29 protein-coding genes and 1 other RNA gene are annotated in these 26622 nt (G+C 67.5%); 24 read left to right on the plus strand and 6 right to left on the minus strand.

The genetic code is table 11. The features are described 5' to 3' along the window. Positions 1–40: 40 nt before the first annotated feature. Positions 41–2026 carry a transketolase gene (gene tkt, locus IEV99_RS19800; protein ID WP_188519429.1) on the minus strand — a complete coding sequence of 662 codons (1986 nt, stop codon included), beginning with the start codon at positions 2024–2026 and terminating at the stop codon, positions 41–43. 381 nt (positions 2027–2407) lie between these two features. Here tkt and IEV99_RS19805 point away from each other — a divergent pair, with 381 nt between their 5' ends. The 18 genes from IEV99_RS19805 (at position 2408) to IEV99_RS19890 (ending at position 15324) form a co-directional block, all read left to right on the plus strand. Next, positions 2408–2695 carry a DUF4164 family protein gene (locus IEV99_RS19805; RefSeq protein WP_188519430.1) on the plus strand — a complete coding sequence of 96 codons (288 nt, stop codon included), beginning with the start codon at positions 2408–2410 and terminating at the stop codon, positions 2693–2695. A 39-nt stretch (positions 2696–2734) separates the two neighbouring features. Further along, a complete protein-coding gene (locus IEV99_RS19810) occupies positions 2735–3103 on the plus strand; it encodes a cell division protein ZapA (RefSeq protein WP_188519431.1) in 369 nt (122 codons plus the stop codon). 109 nt (positions 3104–3212) lie between these two features. Continuing rightward, positions 3213–3369, plus strand: a non-coding RNA gene (ssrS, locus tag IEV99_RS19815) — 6S RNA. 12 nt (positions 3370–3381) lie between these two features. After that, positions 3382–3960: a 5-formyltetrahydrofolate cyclo-ligase gene (locus IEV99_RS19820; RefSeq protein ID WP_188519432.1), complete on the plus strand. Its 579-nt coding sequence runs from the start codon at positions 3382–3384 to the stop codon at positions 3958–3960. 9 nt (positions 3961–3969) lie between these two features. Then, positions 3970–4791, plus strand: coding sequence for a TIGR00282 family metallophosphoesterase (locus IEV99_RS19825; protein WP_188519433.1), 822 nt, complete (start codon positions 3970–3972; stop codon positions 4789–4791). Between the two features lie 118 nt (positions 4792–4909). After that, positions 4910–5656 (plus strand): YebC/PmpR family DNA-binding transcriptional regulator, encoded by a 747-nt coding sequence (locus tag IEV99_RS19830; RefSeq protein ID WP_188519434.1) that lies wholly within the window; start codon positions 4910–4912, stop codon positions 5654–5656. A gap of 60 nt (positions 5657–5716) precedes the next feature. Next, positions 5717–6238, plus strand: a complete 522-nt coding sequence (gene ruvC, locus IEV99_RS19835) for a crossover junction endodeoxyribonuclease RuvC (RefSeq protein ID WP_188519435.1) — start codon at positions 5717–5719, stop codon at positions 6236–6238. An 18-nt stretch (positions 6239–6256) separates the two neighbouring features. Further along, positions 6257–6874 (plus strand): Holliday junction branch migration protein RuvA, encoded by a 618-nt coding sequence (gene ruvA / locus IEV99_RS19840; protein WP_188519436.1) that lies wholly within the window; start codon positions 6257–6259, stop codon positions 6872–6874. Positions 6875–7013: 139 nt separating this feature from the next. Beyond that, positions 7014–7487: a hypothetical protein gene (locus tag IEV99_RS19845; protein ID WP_188519437.1), complete on the plus strand. Its 474-nt coding sequence runs from the start codon at positions 7014–7016 to the stop codon at positions 7485–7487. Between the two features lie 88 nt (positions 7488–7575). Then, positions 7576–8622, plus strand: a complete 1047-nt coding sequence (ruvB, locus tag IEV99_RS19850) for a Holliday junction branch migration DNA helicase RuvB (protein ID WP_280514679.1) — start codon at positions 7576–7578, stop codon at positions 8620–8622. After that, positions 8615–9064 carry a tol-pal system-associated acyl-CoA thioesterase gene (gene ybgC / locus IEV99_RS19855; protein WP_188519439.1) on the plus strand — a complete coding sequence of 150 codons (450 nt, stop codon included), beginning with the start codon at positions 8615–8617 and terminating at the stop codon, positions 9062–9064. The genes ruvB and ybgC overlap by 8 nt, the downstream gene beginning before the upstream one ends. Before the next feature lie 186 nt (positions 9065–9250). Continuing rightward, a complete protein-coding gene (gene tolQ / locus IEV99_RS19860) occupies positions 9251–9964 on the plus strand; it encodes a protein TolQ (protein ID WP_188519440.1) in 714 nt (237 codons plus the stop codon). 25 nt (positions 9965–9989) lie between these two features. Then, on the plus strand, positions 9990–10457 hold the full coding sequence (gene tolR / locus IEV99_RS19865) for a protein TolR (protein ID WP_188519441.1): 468 nt from the start codon (positions 9990–9992) through the stop codon (positions 10455–10457). Positions 10458–10471: 14 nt separating this feature from the next. Further along, positions 10472–11827 carry a cell envelope integrity protein TolA gene (tolA, locus tag IEV99_RS19870; RefSeq protein ID WP_244643941.1) on the plus strand — a complete coding sequence of 452 codons (1356 nt, stop codon included), beginning with the start codon at positions 10472–10474 and terminating at the stop codon, positions 11825–11827. A 32-nt stretch (positions 11828–11859) separates the two neighbouring features. Next, a complete protein-coding gene (gene tolB, locus IEV99_RS19875) occupies positions 11860–13212 on the plus strand; it encodes a Tol-Pal system beta propeller repeat protein TolB (RefSeq protein ID WP_188519442.1) in 1353 nt (450 codons plus the stop codon). A gap of 98 nt (positions 13213–13310) precedes the next feature. Beyond that, the gene (locus IEV99_RS19880) at positions 13311–13907 is read left to right on the plus strand and encodes a LemA family protein (protein ID WP_188519443.1); all 597 of its coding nucleotides are present in this window, start codon (positions 13311–13313) and stop codon (positions 13905–13907) included. 5 nt (positions 13908–13912) lie between these two features. After that, entirely contained in the window at positions 13913–14707 is a 795-nt protein-coding gene (locus IEV99_RS19885; RefSeq protein WP_188519444.1) for a TPM domain-containing protein, read from the plus strand. Next, entirely contained in the window at positions 14707–15324 is a 618-nt protein-coding gene (locus tag IEV99_RS19890) for a TPM domain-containing protein (protein WP_188519445.1), read from the plus strand. The genes IEV99_RS19885 and IEV99_RS19890 overlap by 1 nt, the downstream gene beginning before the upstream one ends. Position 15325: 1 nt before the next feature. Here IEV99_RS19890 and IEV99_RS19895 read toward each other — a convergent pair whose 3' ends face one another. Next, complete coding sequence (locus IEV99_RS19895; protein ID WP_188519446.1) at positions 15326–16066, minus strand: DUF1223 domain-containing protein; 741 nt, start codon at positions 16064–16066, stop codon at positions 15326–15328. Positions 16067–16217: 151 nt separating this feature from the next. Beyond that, on the minus strand, positions 16218–18932 hold the full coding sequence (gene acnA / locus IEV99_RS19900) for an aconitate hydratase AcnA (RefSeq protein WP_188519447.1): 2715 nt from the start codon (positions 18930–18932) through the stop codon (positions 16218–16220). Between the two features lie 193 nt (positions 18933–19125). On the opposite strand from acnA, the gene ccmA reads away from it, so the two are divergent. From ccmA to IEV99_RS19930, 6 genes are all read left to right on the plus strand, one after another. Beyond that, positions 19126–19725 carry a heme ABC exporter ATP-binding protein CcmA gene (gene ccmA / locus IEV99_RS19905; protein WP_188519448.1) on the plus strand — a complete coding sequence of 200 codons (600 nt, stop codon included), beginning with the start codon at positions 19126–19128 and terminating at the stop codon, positions 19723–19725. Then, positions 19722–20393 carry a heme exporter protein CcmB gene (gene ccmB, locus IEV99_RS19910; RefSeq protein WP_188519449.1) on the plus strand — a complete coding sequence of 224 codons (672 nt, stop codon included), beginning with the start codon at positions 19722–19724 and terminating at the stop codon, positions 20391–20393. Before ccmA ends, ccmB begins: the two co-directional genes overlap by 4 nt. 184 nt (positions 20394–20577) lie before the next feature. Beyond that, positions 20578–20730, plus strand: a complete 153-nt coding sequence (locus IEV99_RS19915) for an aa3-type cytochrome c oxidase subunit IV (RefSeq protein ID WP_188519450.1) — start codon at positions 20578–20580, stop codon at positions 20728–20730. A gap of 98 nt (positions 20731–20828) precedes the next feature. After that, positions 20829–22007 (plus strand): Re/Si-specific NAD(P)(+) transhydrogenase subunit alpha, encoded by a 1179-nt coding sequence (locus IEV99_RS19920; protein ID WP_188519451.1) that lies wholly within the window; start codon positions 20829–20831, stop codon positions 22005–22007. A 12-nt stretch (positions 22008–22019) separates the two neighbouring features. Next, on the plus strand, positions 22020–22469 hold the full coding sequence (locus tag IEV99_RS19925) for a proton-translocating transhydrogenase family protein (protein ID WP_188519452.1): 450 nt from the start codon (positions 22020–22022) through the stop codon (positions 22467–22469). 4 nt (positions 22470–22473) lie between these two features. Next, the gene (locus IEV99_RS19930) at positions 22474–23880 is read left to right on the plus strand and encodes an NAD(P)(+) transhydrogenase (Re/Si-specific) subunit beta (protein ID WP_188519453.1); all 1407 of its coding nucleotides are present in this window, start codon (positions 22474–22476) and stop codon (positions 23878–23880) included. Positions 23881–24006: 126 nt separating this feature from the next. On the opposite strand, the gene IEV99_RS19935 is transcribed toward IEV99_RS19930, so the two are convergent. From IEV99_RS19935 to IEV99_RS19945, 3 genes are all read right to left on the minus strand, one after another. Further along, entirely contained in the window at positions 24007–24888 is an 882-nt protein-coding gene (locus tag IEV99_RS19935) for a tetratricopeptide repeat protein (protein ID WP_188519454.1), read from the minus strand. Between the two features lie 246 nt (positions 24889–25134). Then, positions 25135–25380, minus strand: coding sequence for a 30S ribosomal protein S21 (gene rpsU / locus IEV99_RS19940; protein ID WP_188519455.1), 246 nt, complete (start codon positions 25378–25380; stop codon positions 25135–25137). Between the two features lie 159 nt (positions 25381–25539). Then, complete coding sequence (locus IEV99_RS19945; protein ID WP_371875805.1) at positions 25540–26622, minus strand: 5-(carboxyamino)imidazole ribonucleotide synthase; 1083 nt, start codon at positions 26620–26622, stop codon at positions 25540–25542.

Raw genomic sequence — 26622 nt, forward strand, 5'->3', positions numbered from 1 at the left:
GGCCAAGGTTGCGCGCAGCCTGCAAAAATGAGGCGTGGGTTCAGACCCGCGCCGCGGCTTTCTCCGCCACCGCCTCGGCCGTGATGCCGAAGTGGGCGTAGAGCTCCTTGTAGGGGCCGCTCGCCCCAAAGCCCGTCATGCCGACGAACAGCCCGTCCGAGCCGATCACCTCGTCCCAGCCCATGCGCAGGCCGGCCTCGACGGCGATCTTCACCGGAGCGTCGCCGATCACGGCGGCGCGCTCGGCTTCGGGCAACGCCAGGAAAATGTCCATGCACGGCACGGAGACGACGCGGGCAGGCACGCCCTTGTCGGCCAGCAGCTTCTGCGCCGCGAACGCGATCTCGACCTCTGATCCCGACGCGAAGATCGCCACCTTGGCGGCGCCGCCCGTCGCCGGGGAGGCCTCGTAGGCCCCCTTGGCGCAGAGGTTCTCGTCGGTTGCGCTCTTGCGGAAGGGCGTCAGGTTCTGGCGTGTCAGCGCCAGGATGCTGGGCGCGTTTTTGTGCTCAAGCGCGTACTGCCAGCACTCAGCAGTCTCCATGGCGTCGGCCGGGCGAAACACATTGAGATGCGGGATGGCCCGCAACGCGGCCAAATGCTCCACGGGCTGGTGCGTCGGTCCATCCTCGCCAAGGCCGATCGAGTCGTGCGTCATCACATAGACGACGCGCAAGCCCATCAATGCCGACAGGCGGATCGCGGGCCGGCAATAGTCCGTGAACACCATGAAGGTGCCGCCGCCCGGGATGACGCCGCCATGCAGCGCCATGCCGTTCATGGCGGCCGCCATGCCGTGCTCGCGGATGCCGTAATGGATGTAGCGACCCGAGAAGTCCGCCGGGGTGATCGGCTGGGCGTTCTTAGTGCGGGTGTTGTTGGAGCCCGTCAGGTCGGCGGAGCCGAGCAGCAGCTCGGGCACGGCCTCCGTGATGGTCTCGAGCGCCAGCTCGGATGACTTGCGAGTCGCCAGCGTCGGCGGCTCGGCGGCAAGCTTGTCCTTGAACCCCTTCAATGCGGCCTTGAAGCCGGCCGGCAGAGCGCCGCTCTGGCGACGCTCGAATTCGGCGCGAACGGCCGGGTCCAGCTTGGCGACGCGCTCCTTCCACGCCTCATGAGCGGGCTTGCCGCGCTGGCTGGACTCGCGCCAGGCGTCGAGCACGTCCGGCGGAACCGAGAAAGGCTCCGGCGAAATGTTCAACTGGGCCTTGGCGGCCGCGAGCTCCTCGGCGCCCAGCGGCTCGCCGTGCGCTTTGGAGGTGCCGGCGCGCTTGGGCGAGCCAAAGCCGATGATGGTCTTGCAGGCGATCAGGCTCGGCCGGTCCGCCTTGCGGGCGCGCTCCAGCGCCGCCTCGATGGCGGCGGGGTCATGCCCGTCGACGCGTTCAGCCGCCCAGCCGGCGGCCTGGAAGCGCATCAGCTGGTCGACATTGTCGGACAGCGATACGGGGCCATCGATCGAGATGCCGTTGTCGTCCCACATCACCACCAGCTTGGAGAGCTTCAGGTGGCCGGCGAGCGCGATCGCCTCGTGCGAGATTCCCTCCATGAGGTCGCCGTCGGACGCCAGCACATAGGTGTGGTGGTCGACGATGTCGGATCCGTACTCGGCCGCGAGGTGACGCTCCGCCATCGCCATGCCGACCGCGGTGGCCAAGCCCTGCCCGAGCGGGCCGGTCGTGGTCTCAACGCCCAGGGTGTGGCCGTATTCGGGATGACCCGGGGTCTTGGAGCCCATCTGGCGAAATGACTTCAAGTCGTCCAGCGCCATGCCCTGCGTCCCCGTGAGGAACAGCAGCGAATAGAGCAGCATCGAGCCATGGCCGGCCGACAGCACGAACCGGTCGCGGTCGGGCCAGTGCGGGTCGGTGGGGTCGAACTTCAGGAACCTTGTGAAGAGCACCGTAGCGACGTCGGCCGCGCCCATGGGAAGGCCCGGGTGGCCGGATTTCGCCTTCTCGACCCCGTCCATCGCGAGGGAACGGATGGCGTTGGCCATAGGCACGTGCTGGTCACTGAAATTCATGGTCTCACCGTGCTGGAAACGGGCGGACTGATAGCATCCTGCCAAAGCGAGTCAATGTGAGGGCAGGCCGCTCAACGGCTTCGGCCGCCTCGCCGGCCTCATCCTTTCCGCTACGGGCGCACGCCCGGCCGAGGCTGAAAATGCGTCTTACCCCCGCCGCATGACGCCACCGCGCCAGACGCTCGCGGGAAAGACGTAAGCGCCGCGCAACGTCCGCCAGCCGGGCGTTCTTTCGACGTAGGAGCGGTGTTGACGGGCGTTCGAGCGGCCCGACGGGCGTTGACGCCTCATCCGGCCGGCCCCTACACTTTTTTGATCAGCAAGCGACAGCCCCCTGATTCTCCCGATCGGCGCTGGTCCCACGCTATCGCCCGGAGTCCGATGCCAAGCTCCCCTGCCGTTGACCAGGCGCTCGCCCGTCTCCTCGCATCCATCAGCGTGCTCGAGGTCGCGGCGGCGCGGCGCGCGGAGGCCGAGCGATCCAAGGGCACGTTGGAAACCGAACTCGCCCTCATGCAGGACGACCGCGCGCGGCTGGCCGTGGAGTTGGACGGCTCCGTGGCGTACGGCAAGCGGCTGGAGGCGACCACCGACGAACTCGCCCGGCGTGTCGATCGCGCTTTGGGCGACGTGCGATCGGTCCTCGACGCCGCCGTGGGTCGGGGCTAGTCATCGTCGGCGCGTGGGCGTGTCGAGTCGGAGGTGAGTTTGGGACAAGTCACGGTCACGATTGCCGACAAGATTTATCGCATCGCGTGCGACGACGGCCAGGAAGACCACCTGCGCAGCCTTGCGGCCGAGGTGGATGCCAAAATCGGCGAAATGCGCAAGGGTTTCGGCGAAATCGGCGACAACCGGCTTACCGTGATGGCCGCCATCACGTTCCTCGATGAGCGCGAAGAGATGCGCAACCGCATCGCGCGGCTGGAGGGTGAAGTCGCCCAACTGCGCGAATCGCATGATCGCGTCGAAAGCTCGCTCGGCGAGACAGAGGCCGAGATCGCCTCCGCGGTGATGGAAGCCGCGGACCGGATCGAAGCCGTCGCGCGCAGCCTCGCGCCAACCCAAAACGGCTGACTTCGCCGGGCGCTCAACCGTTGTCTGTGCGGGAGCGCACGTCTCGTGGCGGAAACTGAGCCGCAAATAGGACTGGCAATTCGCTTTCAGCCTACCTAGATTCAGGACCGCGGGGCTGCGGGGTGCGTGAGGACCATGTATCCCCGGGGCCTTATCGATCCTAACGGGAGCTGTCCCCGCCCTTGTCCCTGGACTCGGGCACACGGCGCCCACCTACGCTGTAGGTTTCCCGGGATCGATCGTCCCACGGCCACTGTGGCTCCGCACTCGGCATTTCGATGACGCGACCGAACGACAAGTCAGCGATCCGCCAGGACGTTCTGTCCCGGCGAGACGCCTTGTCGGAGGCGGACCGCGCCCGGATGTCTGCGGCGATGGCCGAACACCCCCTGCCCTTTCTCGACGAACTCGGAGAAGGCCCGGTATCGGGATTCTGGCCGATCCGGAGCGAAGTCGACCCCCGCCCCTTGATGCGACGCCTCGCCCAGCTTGGCGCTGGGCTCTGCCTGCCGGTCGTGCGGGAAACAGGGCTCGAATTCCGCGCCTATGCGTTCGGCGACTTGCTCGATAAAGCCGGTTTCGGCCTGAGCGAACCTCCCCAGACCGCGCCGGAAGCTCGCCCTCGCGTGATGCTCGCTCCCATGGCGGCGTTCGACCGCTTTGGCGACCGCGTGGGCTACGGCAAGGGGCATTACGATCGCGCCATCGAGCGGATGTTGGCTGACGGCAAGCCGCTGACCATCGTAGGCCTTGCATTCTCGCTGCAGGAAGTCGAGCGAGTGCCCGCAGAAGCGCATGACCGACGGCTCGACTGGATCCTCACCGAGCGCGAAGTCATTCGCCCGTCCCACCTATGAGATTGACCCATGCGCCTGCTCTTCCTTGGTGATGTCGTCGGGCGCTCCGGCCGCAATGTGGTCGTGGACCAGCTGCCGGCGCTGCGCGAGCGCTGGAAACTCGATTGCGTCGTGATCAACGGCGAGAACGCGGCCGGCGGCTTCGGCATCACGGAAGCCATCTGCGACGATCTCCTTTCGGCCGGCGCCGACGCCGTGACGCTGGGCAACCACTCCTTCGACCAGCGTGAGGCGCTGGTTTTCATCGAGCGTCAGACCCGCCTGATCCGCCCGGCCAACTATCCCCCCGGCACGCCCGGCCGCGGCGCCACCGTGGTGGAAGCCCGCAACGGCGCGCGCGTGCTCGTCGTCAACGCCATGGGGCGGCTGTACATCGACCCGCTGGACGATCCCTTCTCGGCCGTGGAGCGCGAGCTCGCCGCCTGTCCGCTCGGTGAAGTCTGCGACGCGGTTCTGATCGACATGCACGCCGAAGCCACCAGCGAGAAGCTCGCGATGGCGCATTTCGTGGACGGCCGCGCCACCCTGGTGGTGGGCACGCACACCCATGTGCCGACCGCCGACCACCGCATCCTGCCTGGCGGCACCGCCTACCTGTCGGACGCCGGCATGTGCGGCGACTACGATTCCATTCTCGGCATGGCCAAGGAGGAGCCGATCCGGCGCTTCCTGCAAAAAACGCCGGGCGCCCGGATGGAGCCCGCGAACGGCCCCGGCGCGCTCGCCGGAATCGCCGTGGAGGTCTGCGACAAGACCGGCCACGCGCTGGACGTCGCGCCTATCAGGCTCGGCCCGCATCTCTCCGAAGCGCGTCCGCACTTCTGGGAATAGCGGGCGCGACGCCGCCCATCGGCTTCCTTTATTTCCGCGACGCTGCGACGTATAAGGCGCGCGCTCCATTCCGACCGGCCGCGCGCGGGGCGCCGGCCCGTTTCATCCGAGGTTCGCCATGGCCGGCCATTCCCAGTTCAAGAACATTATGCACCGCAAGGGCCGCCAGGACGCCATGCGGTCCAAGCTCTTCTCGAAGTTGGCGCGCGAAATCACCGTCGCGGCCAAGATGGGCCTGCCCGACCCGAACATGAACGCCCGCCTGCGCGCCGCCATTCAGGCCGCCCGCGCCGAGAACATGCCCAAGGACAACGTCGACCGCGCCATCAAGAAGGCGATGGGCTCCGACTCGGAGGACTACGACGAGATCCGCTACGAGGGCTATGCGCCCGGGGGCGTCGCGGTGATCATCGAAGCGCTCACCGACAACCGCAACCGCACCGGCGGCGAGGTGCGCTCCGCCTTCACCAAGGCGGGCGGCAGCCTGGCCGAGACTGGCGCGGTGTCGTTCATGTTCGACCATGTCGGCGTTGTGGAGTTCAACGCCGAGGCGGCCAGCGAGGACGCCATGATGGAGGCCGCCATCGAGGCCGGCGCCGACGACGTCTCCACCGGCGAGAACGGCCATGAGATCGTGACGTCGATGGAGTCCCTTCGCGACGTCGCCAAGGCGCTGGAAGAGAAGTTCGGCGAGCCCCGCAAGGCGTCGCTGGTCTGGCGCGCCCAAAACAGCATCGCGGTGGATGACGAGGCCGGCGAGAAGATCCTTAAGCTGCTCGACACGCTGGAGGAGAACGACGACGTCCAGAACGTCTACTCCAACGCCGAATTCTCCGACGCCCTGATGGCCAAGATCGCCGGCTGAACCTGGACAGAGGCGCCGTCGCACTGGCGGCGCAGCCTGCGCTCGGGCTAACTCGCCCGTATGAGCATCCAGGCGATTCGCATTCTTGGCATCGACCCCGGCCTCCGCAACACGGGCTGGGGCGTTGTCGACACCTTGGGCTCGCGCCTCAGCTTCGTGGCCTGCGGATCGGTTCATTCGGACGGCAAGCTGACGCTCGCCGATCGCCTGCGGCAATTGCACGAGCAACTCGCCGAGGTGATCCACGCCCACCAGCCCGACGAGTGCGCCGTGGAGGAAACCTTCGTCAACAAGGACGCCCGCGCCACGCTGAAACTCGGCCACGCCCGCGGCATCGCGCTGCTCGCGCCCGCGCAGGCGGGCCTGTCGGTCGCCGAATACGCCCCCAACCTGGTGAAAAAGACCATCGTGGGCGCCGGCCATGCCGAGAAGGACCAGATCCACATGATGGTTCGCGTCCTGCTCCCCAGGTGCGATCCGCAATCGGCAGACGCCGCCGACGCGCTCGCGGTGGCGCTCACCCACGCCCAGCATCGCGGCGCCCGGGCGCTGGAAGCCGCCGTGCTGGCGCGGGCGCGCTGAGAGTGCTGGAATGACGCGATGATCGGCAAACTCAAGGGCACCATCGACAGCTATGGCGAGGACTCCATCGTCCTCGACGTCCATGGCGTCGGCTACGTGGTGCAGTGCTCGGCCAAGACGCTCGGCGCCCTGCCGGCGGCCGGCGAAGCCGTGGTGCTCTCCATCGAGACGCAGGTGCGCGAGGACGCGATCCGGCTGTTCGGCTTCCGCACCGACGGGGAACGCGAGTGGTTCCGCCTTCTGCAATCGGTGCAGGGGGTCGGGGCCAAGGTGGCGCTCGCCATTCTTTCGGTGCTCGACGGCGGCGCGCTGGCGACCGCCATCGGCACGCAGGACAAGGCCGCCGTCGCGCGGGCACCCGGCGTCGGCCCCAAGCTGGCGGCCCGGATCGTGGCCGAACTCAAGGACAAGGCGCCCGGCCTCGGCGCGCTCGATCCCGCCCTGGTGCGCCTTGCGGGCGCGGTCGAGGACCGCACGGCGCCCAAGCCCGTCGCGGACGCGGTCTCGGCGCTGGTCAACCTCGGCTACCCCCAGGCGCAGGCTTCCGCCGCCGTGGCGGCGGCGCTGAAGAATGGCGGCGAAGGGGTCGAGGCGCCGCAGCTGATCCGGCTGGGGCTGCGCGAACTGGCGCGGTGAGACGGGCCGGGGCCGGGTTCGCCCGCCATACCGGTAAACTTAACGCCATGTTCCCATTGATTTGTTCCGGAATCGAGCTCATCCAGACCTGATCCGCGCGCGGTGCGACGCTCCGTGTCGCGGACCCCAGGCGTTCAGCATGGCTCTCGACACTCACGCCATACAGGTCGACAGACCCGCCGCCTCGCCGACCTGGCGAAGCCGTCTCGCCGCGCTGGCCGTGTCGGTTTTGCTCGGTCCGACCCTGGTGGGCCTGGGGTGCGGCCTCGTGGCTGTCTTGGGCCTTTCGCTGGGAGGCGTGCCGTCCGCGCAGAACGCTTCGGCTTGGGGAGTCCTGGCCATTTTCGGGGCGTTCGGCCTTGTTTTCGGCGGCCCCGCGCTGGCCGCTGGCCTCACACTGGTCATCGTCAGCCGGCGGCGCGCCGTGATCTCGCTTCGCCGGTGCCTCGCGGCCGTGGCTCCGTTCAGCATCGCGTTCGTGGCGCTGGCCAGCCTGCGCCGGATTCACCAGCCGTCGGACCTGTGGTTTCCGCTGCTGTTTCTGGCGCTGATTGTCGGCGCCGCCGCGCTGTGCTGGCGTCTGACACGGCGATGGCACTCGCCTGCCGCCTAGCATTGGCGCGCGGCCGGGCGGAGATGCTATGCAGGCGAATGGATTCGCGCGCGCTCATCACAATGATCCAGACCGACGGCGCCCCGTGGTGACCCCCCCGCCCCGCAGGCTGGTGCAGCCCGAAAAGCGCGAGGACGATCTCGAGTCGTCGATCCGCCCGCTCGTGCTCGACGACTTCGTCGGCCAAGCCGCTGCGCGCGCCAACATGAAGGTGTTCATCGAGGCCGCAAAGGCGCGCCGCGAGGCGCTGGACCACGTGCTCTTCGTTGGGCCGCCCGGCCTGGGCAAAACGACGCTCGCTCAGATCGTGGCGCGCGAGCTCGGCGTGAACTTCCGCTCCACATCCGGCCCGGTGATCGCCAAGGCGGGCGACCTCGCCGCCCAGCTCACTAATCTGGAAGAGCGCGACGTGCTCTTCATCGACGAAATCCACCGCCTCAATCCGGCCGTGGAGGAAATCCTCTATCCAGCCATGGAGGACTACCAGCTCGACCTGATCATCGGCGAAGGCCCGGCGGCCCGCAGCGTCAAAATCGACCTCGCCAAGTTCACGCTGGTGGGCGCCACCACCCGCGCCGGCCTGCTGACGACGCCGCTGCGCGACCGCTTCGGCATTCCGATCCGGCTGAATTTCTACACCGTGGACGAGCTGGAGCTCATCGTCAGCCGCGGCGCCCGCGTGCTGGGCTTCAACATGGCCCCGGACGGCGCCAACGAAATCGCCAAGCGCGCCCGCGGCACCCCGCGTATCGCCGGCCGGCTGCTGCGCCGGGTGCGCGACTTCGCCATCGTGGACGGCGCCGAGACGGTGACGCGCGCCGTCGCCGACAAGGCCCTGCGCCTGCTGGACGTGGACGCCATCGGCCTCGACATGATGGACCGGCGCTACCTCGAGATGGTGGCGGTGAACTTCGGCGGCGGCCCCGTCGGCATCGAGACCATCGCGGCGGCGCTCTCGGAGCCGCGCGACGCCATCGAGGACATCATCGAGCCTTACCTGCTGCAGCAGGGCTTTCTCCAGCGCACGCCGCGCGGTCGGCTCCTCACCCCGCAGGCGTTCCGGCATCTCGGGTTGGCGGAGCCCCGCAGCGGGCCAGCTCAGTTTGGGCTGTTCGTCGAGGGCGGCGATGAGTGAGCGGCTCGCGCCCCACACCCTCTCCATCCGCGTCTACTACGAAGACACCGACTTCTCGGGCGTCGTCTACCACGCCTCCTACCTGCGTTTCCTGGAGCGCGGCCGCACCGAGTTCATCCGCGACCTGGGCGTCGACCAGGCGCTGCTGCATGGCGACCATGGCTTCGGCTTCGTGGTGCGCCGCATGACCATCGACTGGCTGAAGCCCGCCCGCATGGACGACATCGTCGTGGTTGAGACGCGCCCGGCCATCCTGAAAGCCGCCAGCATGACGCTGAACCAGCGCGTGCTGCTTGGAGATGACGTGCTGGTGACCGCCGAGGTCCTGATCGCGTCCGTGGTGCATGGTCGCCCGTCGCGCCTGCCGGCTGACATCCGCCAGCGGATCACCGAGTCCGCACGGGACGCCGGCGTCGATGTCACCCGGAAAGCACGCCCGTAACCGGACGTTAACCCTGACGGGGCCTTAACTCGGAAACTCGAAGAAGCGCGGCTCTCTCAGGGCCTGCGCTCATAGTTTCGCCGGATTCCGGGACGACTTGACGCGGATCGCTTCAGGACTCTGCAGAAAGCACGTTCCGGCCGCCCGCCTTGCACGCGGGCCCGCAGGACGAAAGGACATTGGCCGATGAACCCGACCGACGTGATGGCGAGCGGCCTCGCCGCCCCGGAGATCTCCGTCTGGCACATGTTCTGGAACGCGAGCTTCGTGGTGAAGTTCGTGATGCTCGGCTTGCTGGCCGCGTCGGTCTGGTGCTGGGCGATCATCATCGACAAGACGCTGCTGTTCAACCGCACCCGCAAGGCCATGGACCGCTTCGAGGAAGTGTTCTGGTCCGGCCAGTCGCTGGAAGAACTCTACCGCATGCTGAACGAGCGTCAGACCAGCACCATGGCGGCCGTGTTCGTCGCCGCGATGCGTGAGTGGAAGCGCTCATTCGAGGGCGCTGGCCGATCCGTGATGGGGCTCAGCCAGCGCATCGACAAGGTGCTGGACGTCACCATCAATCGCGAGGTCGAGCGGCTGGAATCCAAGCTCCTCGTGCTCGCCACCATCGGCTCATCCGCGCCCTTCATCGGGCTGTTTGGAACCGTGTGGGGCATCATGACGTCGTTCCGCTCGATTGCGGCCTCCAAGAACACCTCGCTCGCCGTCGTCGCGCCCGGCATCGCCGAAGCGCTGTTCGCCACCGCGATCGGCCTCTTCGCCGCCATCCCGGCCGTGATCGCGTACAACAAGCTCCAGGCTGAGGCCGCCAAGCAGCAGGCCCGCCTCGAGGGGTTCGCGGACGAGTTCTCAGCCATCCTGTCCCGCCAGATCGACGAACGGATCGCCGCCTGAACCCCGCTCGCGAGGAGTTGCGCACATGGCCATGTCGGTAGCTGGAGCTGGCGCCCAGGGCGGCCGTCGCCGCCGCGGCGGCAAGCGGCATCGTCCGATGTCGGACATCAACATGACGCCGTTCATCGACGTCATGCTGGTGCTGCTGATCATCTTCATGGTGGCCGCGCCGCTGCTCACCGCCGGCGTGCCGCTCGATCTGCCGCAGACCAAGGCGGCCGCGCTGAACATCGACAAGCAGCCGCTCACCATCTCGGTAAAGGCCGACGGCAAGGTGTTCCTGATGGAGACCGAGATCGGCCGGGAGGAGATTGCCGCCAAGCTCACCGCCGTCGCACAGGCCAACCAGCGCGCCGGCCAGGATGAGCGCATTTATGTGCGGGCCGACAAGAGCGTGAACTACGGCCTCGTTGCCGACGTGATGTCGACCGTGACGGCGGCTGGCTACCGCAAGGTGGCGCTGCTGACCGATCCTACCCCGGCCGCGAAGTAATCGGGCCGCGCCGCGTGAAATTCGATCGCTCCAGACCCGGCGCCCTGATCTCCGGCATCGTCCATGTGGGCCTGCTGGGGGCGACGCTCGTCGCGTTCTCGGACACAAAGCCGTTCGAGGAGCCCACCGAGGCCGTGCCGGTGGAGGTGATCAGCGAAGCCCAGCTGTCGCAGATGATGAAGGGCGAGAAAACCGGCAAGGCGCAGCCGACGCCGAAGCCCCGCGTCGACAAACTGGCGCAGACCGAAGAGCTGAAGCCCGAGACGCCCGAGTTGAAGCGCGACGTGCCCGCCCCGGCGGCCTCCGCCGCCGAGCCCGTGCCGACCCCGCCCGAGCGCCCCCGCGACACGCAGGCCGAAGCCGACGCGAAGGCCGCGGCTGAGGCCGCCAAGGCTGCTGAAGCCGCCAAGGCCGCCGAGGCCGCGAAGGCCGCGGAAGCGAAAGCGGCCGCTGACGCCCGCGCCAAGGCGGAAGCCGCCGCAAAGGCCGCCGCGGCCGCAGCCGCCCAAAAGGCCGCCGAAGCCAAGGCGAGGGCCGAGGCCGCAGCCCAGGCGAAAGCCGAGGAAGAGGCCCAGGAGGCGCTGGAGCGCGCCGCGCAGGCGAAGGCCGAAGCCAAGGCTCAGGCCGAGGCGAAGGCGCAGGCCGAAGCCAAAGCGCGCGAGGCGAAGGCGAAGGCGGAGGCCGAAGCCAAACAGAAGGCCATCGCGCAGGCGAAAGCCGAGGCCGAGGCCGAGGCTCGCCAGGAGGCCGCCGAAGCCAGACGCAAGGAAGAGGCTCGCCTGAAGGCCGAGCAGGAGGCCAAGATCCTGGCCGACATGCGCGCCCGCGAGAAGGCCGAGGACGAGAAGCGCAAACAACTAGAGGCTCGCCAGCGCGAGGCCGAGCAGAAGAAGCTGGCCGCCCTGGCCGCCCCCAGGACGGAAAGCAAGTTCGATCCGTCCAACATCGAAAAGCTGCTTCAGTCGAAGGAAAAACCGTCGCAGGCGGGCAGCACCGGCCGCGAGATCAACCGCACGGCCTCGCTGGGTTCCGCAACTGGCTCGGCACAAAAGATGAGCCCAAGTCAGCTAGGAGCACTGAAGGAACTGGTGAGAGAGCAGCTAGTCCAATGCTGGAGCCCACCCGCAGGACTAGCGCAAGCCGATCGTCTTGTGCCTAATGTGAAGATGACTCTGAACCAAGATGGTTCGTTAGCGGCTGAACCAGTCGTCGTGAATACATCCAGCGATCCGAATTTCCGACCTTTGGCTGAAAGCGCAGTTAGAGCTATTCGACGCTGCAATCTGAAAATACCCAGCCAATTCGTCCCGTTCTACCAAGAGTGGCGCGAGCTATCGATTAAGTTCGACATCAAAGACATGCTCGGCTGACGCCTAACCCTCAGAACATAAACGGCTCGTCAATGTCCCCTCTCGATCCCGACTATCTCCGTAGCATGCCGCTCATTAACCGCCGCACCGCCCTGCTCGGCGCAGCAAGCGTTGCCGCGACGGCCGTGCTGGGCGTGAGTAGCGCTCACGCGGAGATCTCCATCACGGTCGACCGCGGCTCGTTCCAGCCGATGCCAATTGCGATCACGGATTTCGGCGGCGCGGACCCGAACCTAGGCGCGCAGATCTCGGCCGTCATCACCAACAATCTGAAACGGTCCGGCGTCTTCGCGCCGATCGACAAGAAGGCCTTTGTCGAGAAGGCCGCCAGCATGGATGCGGCGCCGCAATTCGACAGCTGGAAAGTCATCAACGCGCAGGCGCTGGTCACGGGCCGCGTCATCCGGGATCCGTCGGGCCGGCTCAAGGCCGAGTTCCGGCTGTGGGACGTGTTCGCCGGCCAGCAGCTCATCGGCCAGCAATATTTCACCGACCCGAACAACTGGCGGCGCGTCGCCCACATCATCTCGGACGCGATCTATGTGCGGCTGACCGGCGACAAGGGCTTCTTCGACAGCCGCGTCGTGTTCGTGGACGAGACCGGCCCCAAGGACAACCGCAAGAAGCGCCTCGCCATCATGGACCAGGACGGCGCCAACGTGCGCTACCTGACGCGCGGCGACGACCTCGTGGTGACGCCGCGCTTCTCGCCGTCCAGCCAGGAAGTGACCTACATGTCCTTCGGCAATGGCGATCCGCGAGTCTACCTGCTGAACATCGAAACCGGCCAGCGCGAGGTCGTGGGCAATTTCCCAGGCATGACCTTCGCGCCGCGCTTCTCGCCGGATGGGCAGAAGATCGTGATGAGCTTGAGCCAGGGCTCCTCGTCCAACATTTTCGTCATGGACCTGCGCTCGCGCACCACCACGCGACTGACCGACTCCACCGCGATCGACACCTCGCCGTCCCTTTCGCCGGACGGCGCGCAGATGGTGTTTGAATCCGACCGCGGCGGCGCCCCGCAGATCTACCTGATGTCGGCCGGCGGCGGGCCCGCCAAGCGCATCAGCTTTGGCGAGGGGCGCTATTCCACCCCGGTCTGGTCGCCGCGCGGCGACTACATCGCGTTCACCAAGCAGAAGGGCGGGACTTTCGCGATCGGCATCATGAAGCCGGACGGATCGGGCGAACGCATCCTCACCGAAGGCTTCCACAACGAGGGCCCGACCTGGGCGCCGAACGGCCGCTACCTGATGTTCTTCCGCGACGCGGGCGGCAGCGGCGGGGCCAAGGTCTTCATGGTGGATATCACCGGCAGGGTCGAGGTTCCGGTGCCGTCTCCGGGCTTCGCGTCGGATCCGGCCTGGGGTCCGCTTCTGAATTGATCCTTTCGGCCAAGGTCGCGTTTCCATTCCGCTTCGCGATGCCTACATTGCGAGCGGGCGCCGGACCCCCATCCGGCCTTCGCGATCGAGGATACGCCATGGCCTTTCTTCCCCGCCTTCGCGCCGCCGCGGCCGCCCTGGTGGTCGGGCTCACGCTTTCGGCGTGCGGCATCAACAATGTGCCGACGCTCGAGGAGCAGGCCAAGGGCGCCTGGAGCGAGGTGCAGAACCAGTACCAGCGCCGCGCCGACCTGATCCCGAACCTGGTCGAGACCGTGAAGGGCTACGCCAAGCAGGAGCAGGACACGCTGACCAAGGTCACCGAGGCCCGCGCCAAGGCGACCTCGATCAAGGTCGACGCCAGCACGATCACGGACCCGGAGAAATTCAAGCAGTTCCAGGACGCCCAGAACCAGCTCTCGGGCGCGCTCGGTCGGCTGATCGCGGTGAGCGAGGCCTATCCCGACCTTAAGTCGAACCAGAATTTCCTGGCGCTGCAATCGCAGCTGGAAGGCACTGAGAACCGCATCGCGGTGGCGCGGCGCGATTATATCGGAACGGTGCGGGCCTATAACACCGAGCTGCGCACCATCCCGGGCCGCTGGATCGCGGCGATCTTCTATCCGTCGGCCAAGCCGATGGAGACCTTCACGACTGCGCCCGAAAACCAGGCGGCTCCCAAGGTGACGTTCTGATCGCCATGCGCGGCAAGGCGGCGACGATCGGGACGGCGGCGCTCGTCGCCCTCCTGCTCGGCGTGGCGGCAGCGTGGGCGGCTATCACCTTTCCGCAGCTGACCGGGCGGGTGGTCGACGGCGCGAACATCCTGGCGCCGGACGCACGCCAGCGGATCGAAGCCAAGCTCAAGGCGCACGAAGACAAGACGTCGGACCAGATCGTGGTCGCGACCGTCCCGTCTCTGCAGGGCACAAGCGTCGAGGATTACGCCAACCAGCTCTTCCGCGCCTGGAAGCTCGGACAGGCCAAGACAAATAACGGAGTGCTGCTGCTGGTCGCCCCCAGCGAGCGCAAGGTCCGCATCGAGGTTGGCTACGGCCTTGAAGGCGCGCTCACGGATGCGCTCTCCAAGGTGATCATCACCACCGCGGTCGCGCCGAAGTTCAAGTCCGGCGACTACGCGGGCGGGATCGAGGGCGGGGTGGACGCGATCGTGTCCATTCTTACTGGCGACGCCGAGGAGTGGCAGCGCCGCGCCGAGGTCCGCGCCACCGAGCAGCCCGCGCCGGATGACTGGATTTTCACCGCGATCGTGATCGCGTTCATTCTGTTCATTCTCTGGCGCATGATGACGGGCGGTGGACAGGGCGGCCGCGGACGCATGCACCGCACCCGTGGCGGCAACTGGATCGTGATCCCGAGCTCCGGCGGGTTTTCGGGCGGCGGCTGGTCCGACGGCGGCGGTTTTGGCGGAGGCGGCGGCTTTTCTGGCGGTGGAGGCTCGTCCGGCGGCGGCGGCGCCTCGGGGGATTGGTGATGCGGCGCCTCCTGACACCGGCCGACCATGCAAGGCTCGACGCCGCGATCCGTGCCGCCGAGGCGCGCACGGACGCCGAGATCGTCTGCGTGGTCGCGCGCCAGGCCAGCGACTGGCGCTTCATCCCGATCGTCTACGCGGCCGCCGCTGCGCTGATCGCGCCTTGGCTTCTGCTCGCGGCCACGCGCTGGGACTTCCCGATCATTCTGGCGGCCCAGCTCGGCGTATTCGCGGCTCTGCTTGCGATCCTCTCATGGGCGCCGCTGCGCTACAGGCTCGTTCCTCGCCCGGCTGCGCGGCGACGCGCCCATCAGGCGGCGGCCGAGCAGTTTCTCGTGCGCGGGCTAGGGCGGACGGAGGGCCGCACGGGCGTGCTGATCTTCGTCGCGGTCGCCGAACGCTACGCCTGCGTGATCCCGGATACCGCCGTCGAAGCCGCCGTACCCAAGGAGGTCTGGCGCAAGGCGGTCGACCTCCTGATCGAGCGGCTCAGGGCGGGCGAGCCGGCCGCCGGGCTGGAAGCCGCCATCACGATCTGCGCGGACGCGCTCGCGGCGCATCGGCCGCCAACGGCGGGCGACGCGAACGAACTCCCAAACGCCGTGATCGAGTACTGAGCTAGAGGCCCGGACCCTTGGCTGCCCCCAGGATCACGCCGGGCCGTCCAATGGTGCCGGTCTGCAGCAGCACCACATAGCTGTCTGCGTCGCGCGTCTGCGCCAGCGTGGCGGCGACGTCAAAGGTGGCCGCCTGGCCCTTCCAGGCGCCGACAGGCAGCACGCTGCGGGCGACGTTCACATAGGTGACCGCTTTGCCCTTGTTTTCCCCGCGCGTGATCGACACGTCGCACCGCTTGCGCACCGGCACGAGATAAACGCCGGCCTCCGCATCGGCCGCTCCGGCGCCGACGGAAATCCGGATCGTGCCGGCCGCGGCTTCCACCGATACCGGCACCGTCATCGCGCCCTTGAGGCGCGACGCCGCCTCGGCCTGCGCGACCGCGCCGGGATCGGACCCGATCGCATGCGCGACGCCGTCCACCACCGCCTGGGGCGTGTAGACCTGCCGGTCGCCGCGTTGTTCGCCATACCCGCGCTGGCGCGACGTGAACGCGTGGTCCGCCAGCGTGTCCTTCCAGCCGAGATAGTCCCAGTAGTCGATCGGCATAGAAACCGCGACGAGGGTCGGATCCTGCGCGAACTCGGCCATGAGCTTGTCGGCTGGCGGGCACGAGGAACAGCCCTGGCTGGTGAACAGCTCCACCACGGCGCGCGGCTGCGGCGCAGCCTGCGCGATCGCCGCCGGGGCGCAAAGGCCTGCCGCGACTGCGAGGATCGACAGGCTGCTGGCGTGCTTCAAAACCGTGGTCCTCTCCGATGTTGAACGGACGATACGCCCCGCCCGGTTACGAGGAAACTCACGTTGGGTTGAATTGCGCTCACGAAAAAGCCGCCGGGTGCGCCGGCGGCCTCTTCTCACTTCCGGTCGGCGCCGCGACGGCGCCGCGCGATCAGGCCGCGAGGCTGCGCAGCACGTACTGCAGGATGCCGCCGTTGCGGTAATACTCGAGCTCGTCGAGCGTATCGATCCGGCAGATCAGCGGCACCTTCACGGTCTTGCCGTTCGGGTAGGTGATCTCGGCCTCCATCTTCTGGCGCGGCTTCAGGTCGCCCTGCAGGCCCCGGATGGTGACCGTCTCGTCGCCCGTCATGCCGAGCGTCTGCCAGGACGTCCCCTCCTCGAACACGAGCGGAACGACGCCCATGCCGACCAGGTTCGAGCGGTGGATGCGCTCGAAGGACTGCGCCACCACGGCGCGGACGCCGAGCAGCACGGTGCCCTTCGCGGCCCAGTCGCGCGACGACCCGGTGCCGTATTCCTTGCCGGCGAACACCACCAGCGGAATCCCGGCCTCCTTGTACTTCATCGCGGCGTCGTAGATCGGCAGCTGCTCGCCGCCCGGGAAGTACTTGGTCACGCCGCCCTCGATACCCGGCAGCATCTGGTTCTTGATGCGGATGTTGGCAAAGGTGCCACGCATCATGATCTCATGATTGCCGCGGCGCGTGCCGTACTGGTTGAAGTCGGCCGGTGCGACCTGCCGCTCCATCAGGTACTTGCCGGCGGGCGACGCCGCCTTGATCGAACCGGCCGGCGAGATGTGGTCGGTCGTGATCGAGTCGAGGAAGAGTCCGATCACCCGGGCGTCGACGATGTCGGCGACGGGCTTGGGCTCCTTCTCCATGCCTTCGAAGTAGGGCGGGTTCTGCACGTAGGTGGACGACATGTTCCACTTGTAGGTCTTGCCGCCCTCGACCTGGATCTTCTGCCAGTGCTCGTCGCCCTTGAATACGTCCGCGTATTTGGACTTGAACAGCGCCTTGGTGACGGTCTTCTGGATCAATTCGTCGACCTCCTTGGAGGTCGGCCAGATGTCCTTCAGGTAGACGGGCTTGCCCTTCTTGTCGACGCCGAGCGGATCCTTGGTGAGGTCGACCTGCATCGAGCCGGCCAACGCATACGCGACCACCAGCGGCGGCGAGGCGAGATAGTTCGCCCGCACGTCCGGGTTCACACGGCCTTCGAAGTTGCGGTTGCCCGACAGCACCGAGGCGGCCACAACGTCGTTGTCGTTGATCGTCTTGGAGATCTCGGCCGGCAGCGGCCCCGAATTGCCGATGCAGGTCGTGCAGCCAAAGCCCACTAGATTGAAGCCGAGCTGGTCGAGCGCAACCTGCAGGCCGGACTTGGACAGGTACTCGGCGACCACCTGCGAGCCGGGAGCTAGCGAGGTCTTCACCCAGGGCTTCACGGTGAGGCCCTTCTCGACCGCGTTGCGGGCCAGGATGCCGGCCGCCATCATGACGCCCGGGTTCGACGTGTTGGTGCAGGACGTGATGGCGGCGATCACGACGTCGCCATTGCCGAGGTCGAAGTTCTTGCCCTCCACCTTGTAGCGCGCCGACAGGTCGGCGGCCTTCTTGAACTCGGTGTCCAGCGCCGTCGCGAAGCCCGTCTTGGCTTCGGTGAGGAGCACGCGATCCTGCGGGCGTTTCGGGCCCGCGATGGACGGCTGCACGGTGCCGAGATCGAGCTCGAGCGTGTCGGTGAACACCGGGTCGGGGGCAGACCGCGAGCGGTACATGCCCTGCGCCTTGGCGTATTTCTCCACCAGCTCGACGCGCTCGGACTTGCGGCCCGAAGTCTCCAGGAAGGCCAGCGTCTCGCCGTCCACCGGGAAGAACCCGCAGGTCGCGCCATACTCGGGTGCCATGTTGGCGATGGTGGCGCGGTCCGCCAGCGTCATGGCGCCGAGGCCCGAGCCGTAGAACTCCACGAACTTGCCGACCACGCCCTTGCGGCGCAGCAGCTGCGTGACCGTGAGCACCACGTCGGTCGCCGTCACGCCCTCGCGTGGCTTGCCGGTGAGCTTGAAGCCGATCACCTCGGGGATGAGCATCGAGATGGGTTGGCCGAGCATGGCCGCCTCGGCCTCGATGCCGCCGACGCCCCAGCCGAGCACCGCCATGCCGTTTACCATGGTGGTGTGCGAATCGGTGCCCACCAGCGTGTCCGGATACGCGACCTCGACGGTCTCGGTCTTGCCCTTGCCGTTGGAGACCTTCTCCTTCTTGGTCCAGACCGTCTGGGCCAGGTATTCCAGGTTCACCTGATGGCATATGCCGGTGCCGGGCGGCACCACGCGGAAGTTCTCGAAGGCCTGCTGGCCCCAGCGCAGAAAGTTGTAGCGCTCGCCGTTGCGGGCGTATTCGAGCTCGACATTCTTCTCCAGCGCCTTCGGGGTGCCGAATTCGTCGACAATCACGGAGTGGTCGATCACGAGGTCGACCGGCACGAGCGGGTTGATCTTCTCGGGATCGCCGCCCAGCTTGGTCATTGCGTCGCGCAGCGCAGCCAGATCCACCACGGCCGGAACGCCGGTGAAGTCCTGCATGAGCACGCGCGCGGGGCGGAAGGCGATTTCGCGCTCGGCCTTGCCGCGCAGCGTCAACCAGTCCGCGATGGACTTGATGTCTTCCTTCGTGACGGTGCGCCCGTCCTCGAAGCGGAGCAGGTTCTCCAGCAGGATTTTCAGCGAGACCGGGAGGCTGGAGATGCCTTCGAGGCCGTTCTGCTCGGCGTCCTTCAGCGAGTAGTAGACATAGGTCTTCTCGCCGACCTTGAGCTTCTTGCGGGATTTGAAGCTGTCGAGTGATTGCGTCACGGCGGGATCCTCTTGGGGTTCGGAAACGTGGTTCGGCCGGATTGCGTGAACACGCGCGCCGCCCCGGGGGTGCCCAGGTCCCCGCGCTGGATGAAAGCGCTCGGCGCAGCCGTCGCGCTTATAGATAATTTCCGCGCGACCCGCTACACGAACGAAAGTCGTTGAATCACGGATCAGAGGCCGCACGCGCGCAATGCGTCTCGTTGTCGAGAACCTCGCCTGTGAGCGCTCGGGCCGGCCGATCTTCTCAGGCGTCGGATTTGCGCTGGACGAAGGCCAGGCGCTCGCCGTCACGGGCCGCAACGGCGCCGGTAAAAGCACGCTGTTGCAGATCCTCGCCGGGCTCCTTGAGCCGGCCTCAGGCACAATCCTGCTGGACGGCGGCCATGACGAGCGCACTCTCCCCGAACAGGCCCACTATGTCGGCCATCGCGACGCCCTGAAGCCGGCGCTCACGCCTTTGGAGGCGCTCGCTTTCTGGCAGGCCATGCTGGGCGAACCCGCGATGGCGCCCGACGACGCTCTGGACCGCCTCGACCTCGGGCACGCAGCCGACTTGCCCTGCGCCTATCTCTCGGCCGGCCAGCGGCGCCGCCTCGCCCTGGCCCGGCTGCTCGTGTCCGACCGCCCGGTCTGGCTTCTGGACGAGCCCACCTCCGCGCTGGACGCCGGATCGCAGACGTTGTTCGCCGAACTGGTGGAAAGCCACCTCGGGCGCGGCGGCCTCGTGGTTGCGGCCACCCATGCGCCGCTTGGCCTGCACGAGGCCGCCACCATCCGGATCGGCGCATGACGTCGCCGCTTCTCGCCCTCGCCACCCGCGAGTTTCGGCTCGCCGCCCGCATCGGCGGCGGCGGCGGAATGGGGCTCGTGTTCTTCCTGATCCTCGTCACGATCGTCCCCTTCGCGATCGGGCCCGACCTGAACCTGTTGTCCCGCATCGGCCCCGCCATCCTGTGGATCGCCGCGACGCTCTCGACCTTGCTGGGGCTCGACCGGCTGTTCCAGGCCGACGCCGAGGACGGATCGCTGGACCTGATCCGCATGAGCGAGACGCCGCTCGAACTGGTCGTGCTCGTGAAGGGCCTTGCTCACTGGGCCGGCACGGGCCTCCCCCTCGCGCTGGCGGCTCCGCTCTTCGGCCTTTTGCTGGCCCTTCCGCCGGATGCGATGGCTTCCGTCTGCGCGACGCTCCTGGTGGGCACGCCGGCGCTCACCTTCATCGGGGCGATCGGGGCGGCGCTGACCGCAAGCCTGCGCCGCGGGGGGCTGGTCCTGTCCATCCTCGTGCTGCCGCTGATGATCCCTGTCCTGATCTTTGGCGTCTCGGCCGCGAATGCGGCGTTGGGCGGAACGGTGCCGTTCTGGACGCCCTTCCTGGTTCTCTGCGGCCTGAGCCTTTTCGCTCTCGTCACTGGCGTCATGGGCGCGGCAGCCGCGATCCGCCTCGCCGCCGGGTGAACCGGGCTTGCGCCGACGTCTCTGGCATGCCAGCTTTCCAACAAGAAGCGCAGCAGACCTGAACCGATTTAGTTTCTGCTGCGGAGAGGGATGAACCGGCCGGCTCGGATTGCGTCAATGCCTTGCTTGCGCTACACGCGCAGGCTGGGACCACCCAATCTGAAACCTGTAAACTGAGGGCGAAATGGCTGATCACAACGTGGCGCATGCGGGCGGACATCCGGCGATGGATTATCCCGAGCACGAGCGCACCTACGGCATGTTCGTGAACCTCGCCAAGTACGGCACGATCGCCGTGATCGTCGTGCTGATCGGCATGGCCATCTTCCTGCTCTGACCCCTCTACTCTTCCTCAGGCGCGCGGCGTCCGCCTGACGCAGCGCTCCCCCTCCTCACCGCGCGCCTGGCGCGCCGTAGGCCAGCGGAGTTCCCGCGATGCGTATCGCCGTGATTACCGAGACCGATCCGCATGAGGATCGCGTCGCCGCCACGCCGGAAACGGTGAAGAAGCTCGTCGCCCTCGGGGCGACCGTGTCGATCGAGGCCGGCGCCGGCCTCGCATCGGGGGTCACAGACGCCGACTATCAGGGAGCCGGCGCCACCACCGCCCCGAACGCGCAAGCCGCCCTGGCGGACGCTGACGTGGTCCTGAAGGTGCGTCGCCCGACGGCCGCCGAAGCCGGCCAGATGAAGCGCGGCGCGATCGTGCTCGCGATCATGGACCCCTACGGCGCCGAGGCCGCGCTCCAGAGCATGGCGGACGCCGGGCTCTCGGCCTTCGCGATGGAGTTGATGCCGCGCATCACCCGCGCGCAGGTGATGGACGTGCTGTCGTCGCAGGCCAACCTCGCGGGTTACCGCGCCGTGATTGACGGGGCCGCCGAGTATGGCCGCGCCCTGCCGATGATGATGACCGCCGCCGGCACCGTGCCGGCCGCCCGCATCTTCATCATGGGCGTCGGCGTCGCCGGCCTGCAGGCCATCGCGACCGCGCGGCGCCTCGGCGCCGTCGTGACCGCGACGGACGTGCGCCCGGCCACCAAGGAGCAGGTCGAGTCGCTCGGCGCCAAGTTCCTGGCCGTGGAGGACGAGGAGTTCCTGCAGGCCCAGACCGCCGGCGGCTACGCCAAGGAGATGTCGAAGGACTACCAGGCCAAGCAGGCCGCGCTTGTGGCCTCGCACATCGCCAAGCAGGACATCGTCATCACGACGGCCCTGATCCCCGGCCGCCCCGCGCCCAGGCTCGTGACGGAGGACATGATCGCCTCCATGCGGCCCGGCTCCGTGCTGATCGACCTCGCGGTGGAGCGCGGCGGCAACGTGGCCTTGGCCAAGCCCGGCGAGATCGTGACGACGCCCAATGGCGTGAAGATCGTCGGTCACCTCAATGTGCCCGGACGTCTCGCCGCCACGTCGTCGAGCCTCTACAGCAAGAACCTGTTCAATTTCCTCGAGACCATGATCGACAAGGCCTCCAAGGCGCTCGCCGTGAAGTGGGACGACGAACTCGTGAAGGCCACGAACCTGACGCGCGACGGCGCGGTGGTTCACCCCAATTTCATGCCGAAAGCCCCTGACCCCGCGCCGGTCGCGCCCGCGACGCCGTCGGCCTGAGGAGGATGAACCATGGCGACTGAACCAGCTGACATCCTCGTCCTGAGGGCCCAGGAAGCCGCCCGCGTCGCGCGCGCCGCCGCCGACGCCGCCCAGGCCTATGCCGACCAGGTGGCGACCGCCGCCGGCGCGGCCGCGCACGCCGCCACGGGCGGCGCCATCGACCCCTTCGTGTTCCGCCTGGCCGTCTTCGTGCTGGCGGTGTTTGTCGGCTACTACGTCGTCTGGCAGGTGACGCCGGCGCTGCACACGCCGCTGATGTCCGTCACCAACGCCATCTCGTCCGTGATCGTCGTCGGCGCCCTGCTGGCCGTCGGCGTCGGCTCCGCCGGCGCGATGGACAGCGGCCCTGTCTGGGCTCGCATCTTCGGTTTCATCGCCCTGATCCTCGCCAGCGTGAACATTTTCGGCGGGTTCCTGGTCACCCAGCGGATGCTGGGCATGTACAAGAAGAAGGGCTGATCCGATGAGCGCCAATCTCGCGGCTGTCCTTTATCTCGTTTCCGGCATCCTTTTCATTCTGGCGCTGCGGGGCCTGTCGTCCCCGGCGTCGAGCCGGCAGGGCAATCTGTTCGGCATGGTCGGCATGGCGATCGCGATGATCACCAGCCTTGCGCTGGCCCCCCCTGCGGGCGCAATGGGCTGGCTGCTCGTGCTGCTCGGCCTTGCGATCGGCGGAGGCGCGGGCGCGGTTGTGGCGCGGCGCATCCCGATGACCGCGATGCCGCAGCTTGTCGCCTTCTTCCACTCGCTGGTCGGCCTCGCGGCCGTTCTGGTGGCTGCCGGGGCGCTCTATGCGCCCGAGGCTTTCGGAATCGGCCTGCCCGGCCACATCCACGGCGCATCGCTTGTGGAGATGTCGCTGGGCGTCGCGATTGGCGCCATCACGTTCACGGGCTCGGTGATCGCGTTCCTGAAGCTCAACGGCAACATGGGCGGCAGGCCGATCATGCTGCCGCAGCGCCACGTCATCAACGCCGGCCTCGCCGTGCTGCTGGTGGTGCTGATCATCGTCTTCGTCCGCACCGAATCGCTGCTCGTGTTCTGGCTGATCGCGCTGGTCAGCTTTGTGCTGGGCGGGCTCATCATCATCCCGATCGGCGGCGCCGACATGCCGGTGGTCGTCTCGATGCTGAACTCCTACTCGGGTTGGGCCGCGGCCGGCATTGGCTTCACGCTCGGCAACCTGGCGCTGATCATCACCGGCGCGCTGGTGGGCTCCTCGGGCGCGATCCTGTCCTACATCATGTGTAAGGGCATGAACCGGTCCTTCATCTCGGTGATCCTTGGCGGCTTCGGCGGCGATTCCGCCGCGGCGGCCGGCGGCGCCGAGAAGGAGACGCGGCCCGTCAAGCAGGGCTCCGCCGACGACGCGGCCTTCATGATGAAGAACGCCAGCAAGGTCATCATCGTGCCGGGCTACGGCATGGCGGTGGCCCAGGCGCAGCACGCGCTGCGCGAGATGGCCGACAACCTCAAGAAGGAAGGTGTGGAGGTGAAGTACGCCATCCACCCCGTGGCGGGCCGCATGCCGGGCCACATGAACGTGCTACTGGCCGAGGCCAACGTTCCCTACGACGAGGTTTTCGAGCTCGAGGACATCAATTCCGAATTCGCGCAGGCGGACGTCGCCTTCGTGATCGGCGCCAACGACGTCACCAACCCGGCCGCCAAGACGGACCCGGCCTCGCCAATCTTCGGCATGCCAATCCTGGACGTCGAGAAGGCCAAGACGGTGCTGTTCATCAAGCGCGGCATGGGCTCCGGCTATGCGGGCGTCGAGAACGAACTGTTCTTCAAGGACAACACCCTGATGCTCTTCGCCGACGCCAAGAAGATGGTGGAAGAGATCAACAAGGCCATGGCGCACTAAGGCGCCGGCTCCCACGCGTTCGACGGCCGGCCTCAGCGCCGGCCGTTTGCGTTATGGGCGTGCTCACGAAAAAGGCCGCGGTTTGAACCGCGGCCCGCAGAGGCTCGAAGATAGCAGCTCAGACTCTCAGAAGAACCCGCCGGCCCCGCGCCCACCGACCCGCGACAGGCCTTCCTTGGCGGCGGCGTTGTTGGCGTCCACCACCAGCGCGCGCTGGTAGGATTCGGTCGCCTTCGCCTTGTCGCCGAGCTTCTCGTACGCCATGCCGCGGCCGGCCCACGCGTCGGCGCTGCGGTTATCGACGTTCAGCGCTGCGTTGAAGTCTTCCGCGGCCGCATCGTACTTGCCGACCGCGATCAGGCTCGCGCCACGCGCCTGGTAGGGCGCGCCCGCGAAGGGGTCACGGTCAATGGCGGCGTCGAAATCATTGATGGCCTGCTTGTGCTGGCCCTGGCGCTGATAGATCAGCCCGCGCGCATGGTAGCCCTGCGCCGACTCAGGGCTGAGCTTGATGGCCTGCGACAGGTCCGAGAATGCCTCGTTGTAGTTGTTCTGGGCCCGCAACAGGTTGGCGCGCGCCAGATAGGCGGGACCGTAGCTCGGATTCGCCTGGATGGCCGCCGTGAAGTCGCTGAGCGCCGCGTCGTTGCGGTTGGTCTGCCGATAGGCAAGACCACGATTGGTGTAGGCCGGCGCGTAGCCCGGGTTGATCTGCAGCGCCTTGCTGAAATCCGCTATTGCGTCCTGGAAGCGGCCGATCTTCGCGTAGGCGGCTCCGCGCGTGTTGTAGGCGCTGACGTCGTTAGGGTTGCGCTGGATTACCTCGGTGAGCGACGTGATGTTGATCGCCTGCGCGCCCGACTTGTCTTCCTCGATCTCCGCGACCCCGGCGCCGCTGCTCATGCCGCGGCCCACGGTTTCACAGCCCGCGAGCGCCACTGCGAGGCACAACACCGAGAGACGGGCCGCTTGGCGCAGCGGAGCAGGGCGCGGCAGCGAGAGACGCATGACGGGACCTTTCAATGTCCAGCGAAACAACGACGCCGCGACGCATGATCACGACCAGCGGTCACGCATGGGGGCGAATTGGAGCGAGAAGGTGACGAATGGATCTTAAGAATTCGCTCACCACGCGCATGTTGCGGCTCGGCAACACACGTGTTTCCGACCGAAAAAAGAGACGACGCCCGTCGACCTTCCGGTCGGGGCGCCGTTGGATAGTGCCAGACGCGGTCGCGCGGACCGCGCGCAGGATCAGCGAGCAGCGCCGCCGACGACCTTCGGCTTCGGAGCCGGCAGGAGGCCTTCACGCTGGGCGCGCTTGCGGGCCAGCTTGCGGGCGCGGCGAACGGCCTCCGCCTTCTCGCGGGCGCGCTTCTCGGAGGGCTTCTCGTAGTGCCCGCGGAGCTTCATCTCGCGGAAGATGCCCTCGCGCTGCATCTTCTTCTTCAGCGCCTTGAGAGCCTGGTCGACATTGTTGTCACGAACGAGAACCTGCACGCGTCGTTTTCCCGTGTCTCGATTTGAAAGGGTTTCGGCTGGGTGACGCGCAGGCGCCAACGCCGGGATGCGGTGGATTAACAGAATCACCCAGGCTTGTCCACGGCCGAAATGCTCGAATATCGGGCGCGGCCTTTGGGCTGGGCGGCTCAGCCCGCGTTAAGCGCGCCCAGGCGGCGTCACGCGGGTGACGTGACCCATCTTGCGGCCGGGCCGCGCCTCCGCCTTGCCATAGAGATGCAGGTGGGCGCCGGGCTCGGCCAGGATCTGGCGCCACTGGTCCGCTTCGTCGCCGATCAGGTTGTGCATGACGACCTCGCCGCGCCGCGCAGCTGAGCCCAGCGGCCAGCCCGCCACGGCGCGCACATGCTGCTCGAACTGCGACGTCTCGGCCCCATCCGTGGTCCAGTGCCCGGAATTATGGACCCGTGGCGCGATCTCGTTGATGAGCACGCGCTCGCGCCCGCCATCCGCGATCACGAACATCTCCACGCCGAGCACCCCGACATAGTCCAGCGCCGTTGCGATCCGGGCCGCATGCTCCAGCGCCGCGTGGCTGGCTTCGCCGTCCAGCGCAGCCGGCACCCGCGTGACGGCAAGAATATGGTGGCGGTGCTCGTTCTCGCAGACGTCATACGCGACCACGTCGCCATCCCGCCCGCGCGCCGCGATCACCGATACCTCTCGCAGGAAGGGCACGAAGGCCTCCAGGATGGACGGCTGACGTCCCACCGTGTCCCAGGCTTCGGCCAGGTCGCTTTCCAGGCGGATCACGGTCTGGCCTTTGCCGTCATAGCCGAAGCGCCGCGTTTTCAGCACGCTGGGCCGCCCCAGCGCCGCCACGGCGGCTTCGAGCGACGCGAGATCGTCCACCGCACGGAAATCCGGCGTGCCGAGGCCGATGTCGCGCAGGAAGCTCTTCTCTGTGAAGCGGTCCTGCGTCACCGCCAGCGCCCGCGGCCCGGGCAGCACCGGCACGCGCTCCGCCAGAAAAGCCGCGGTGGCGGCCGGCACGTTTTCGAACTCGTAGGTGACAACCGAGACCGCGCTGGCGAAAACCGCGAGGGCTTCCTTGTCCTCATAGGCCGCGATCGTGGCGGCCGCCGACACCTGGAAGGCCGGGTTGTCGCCAGCCGGCGCATAAACGTGGCACTTGAGCCCAAGAGGCGCGGCCGCGAGCGCCATCATGCGGGCGAGCTGGCCGCCGCCCAGGATGCCGATGGTCTGGCCCGGATGCAGCAT

Source organism: Alsobacter metallidurans (assembly GCF_014636935.1).
GTDB lineage: Bacteria > Pseudomonadota > Alphaproteobacteria > Rhizobiales > Beijerinckiaceae > Alsobacter > Alsobacter metallidurans.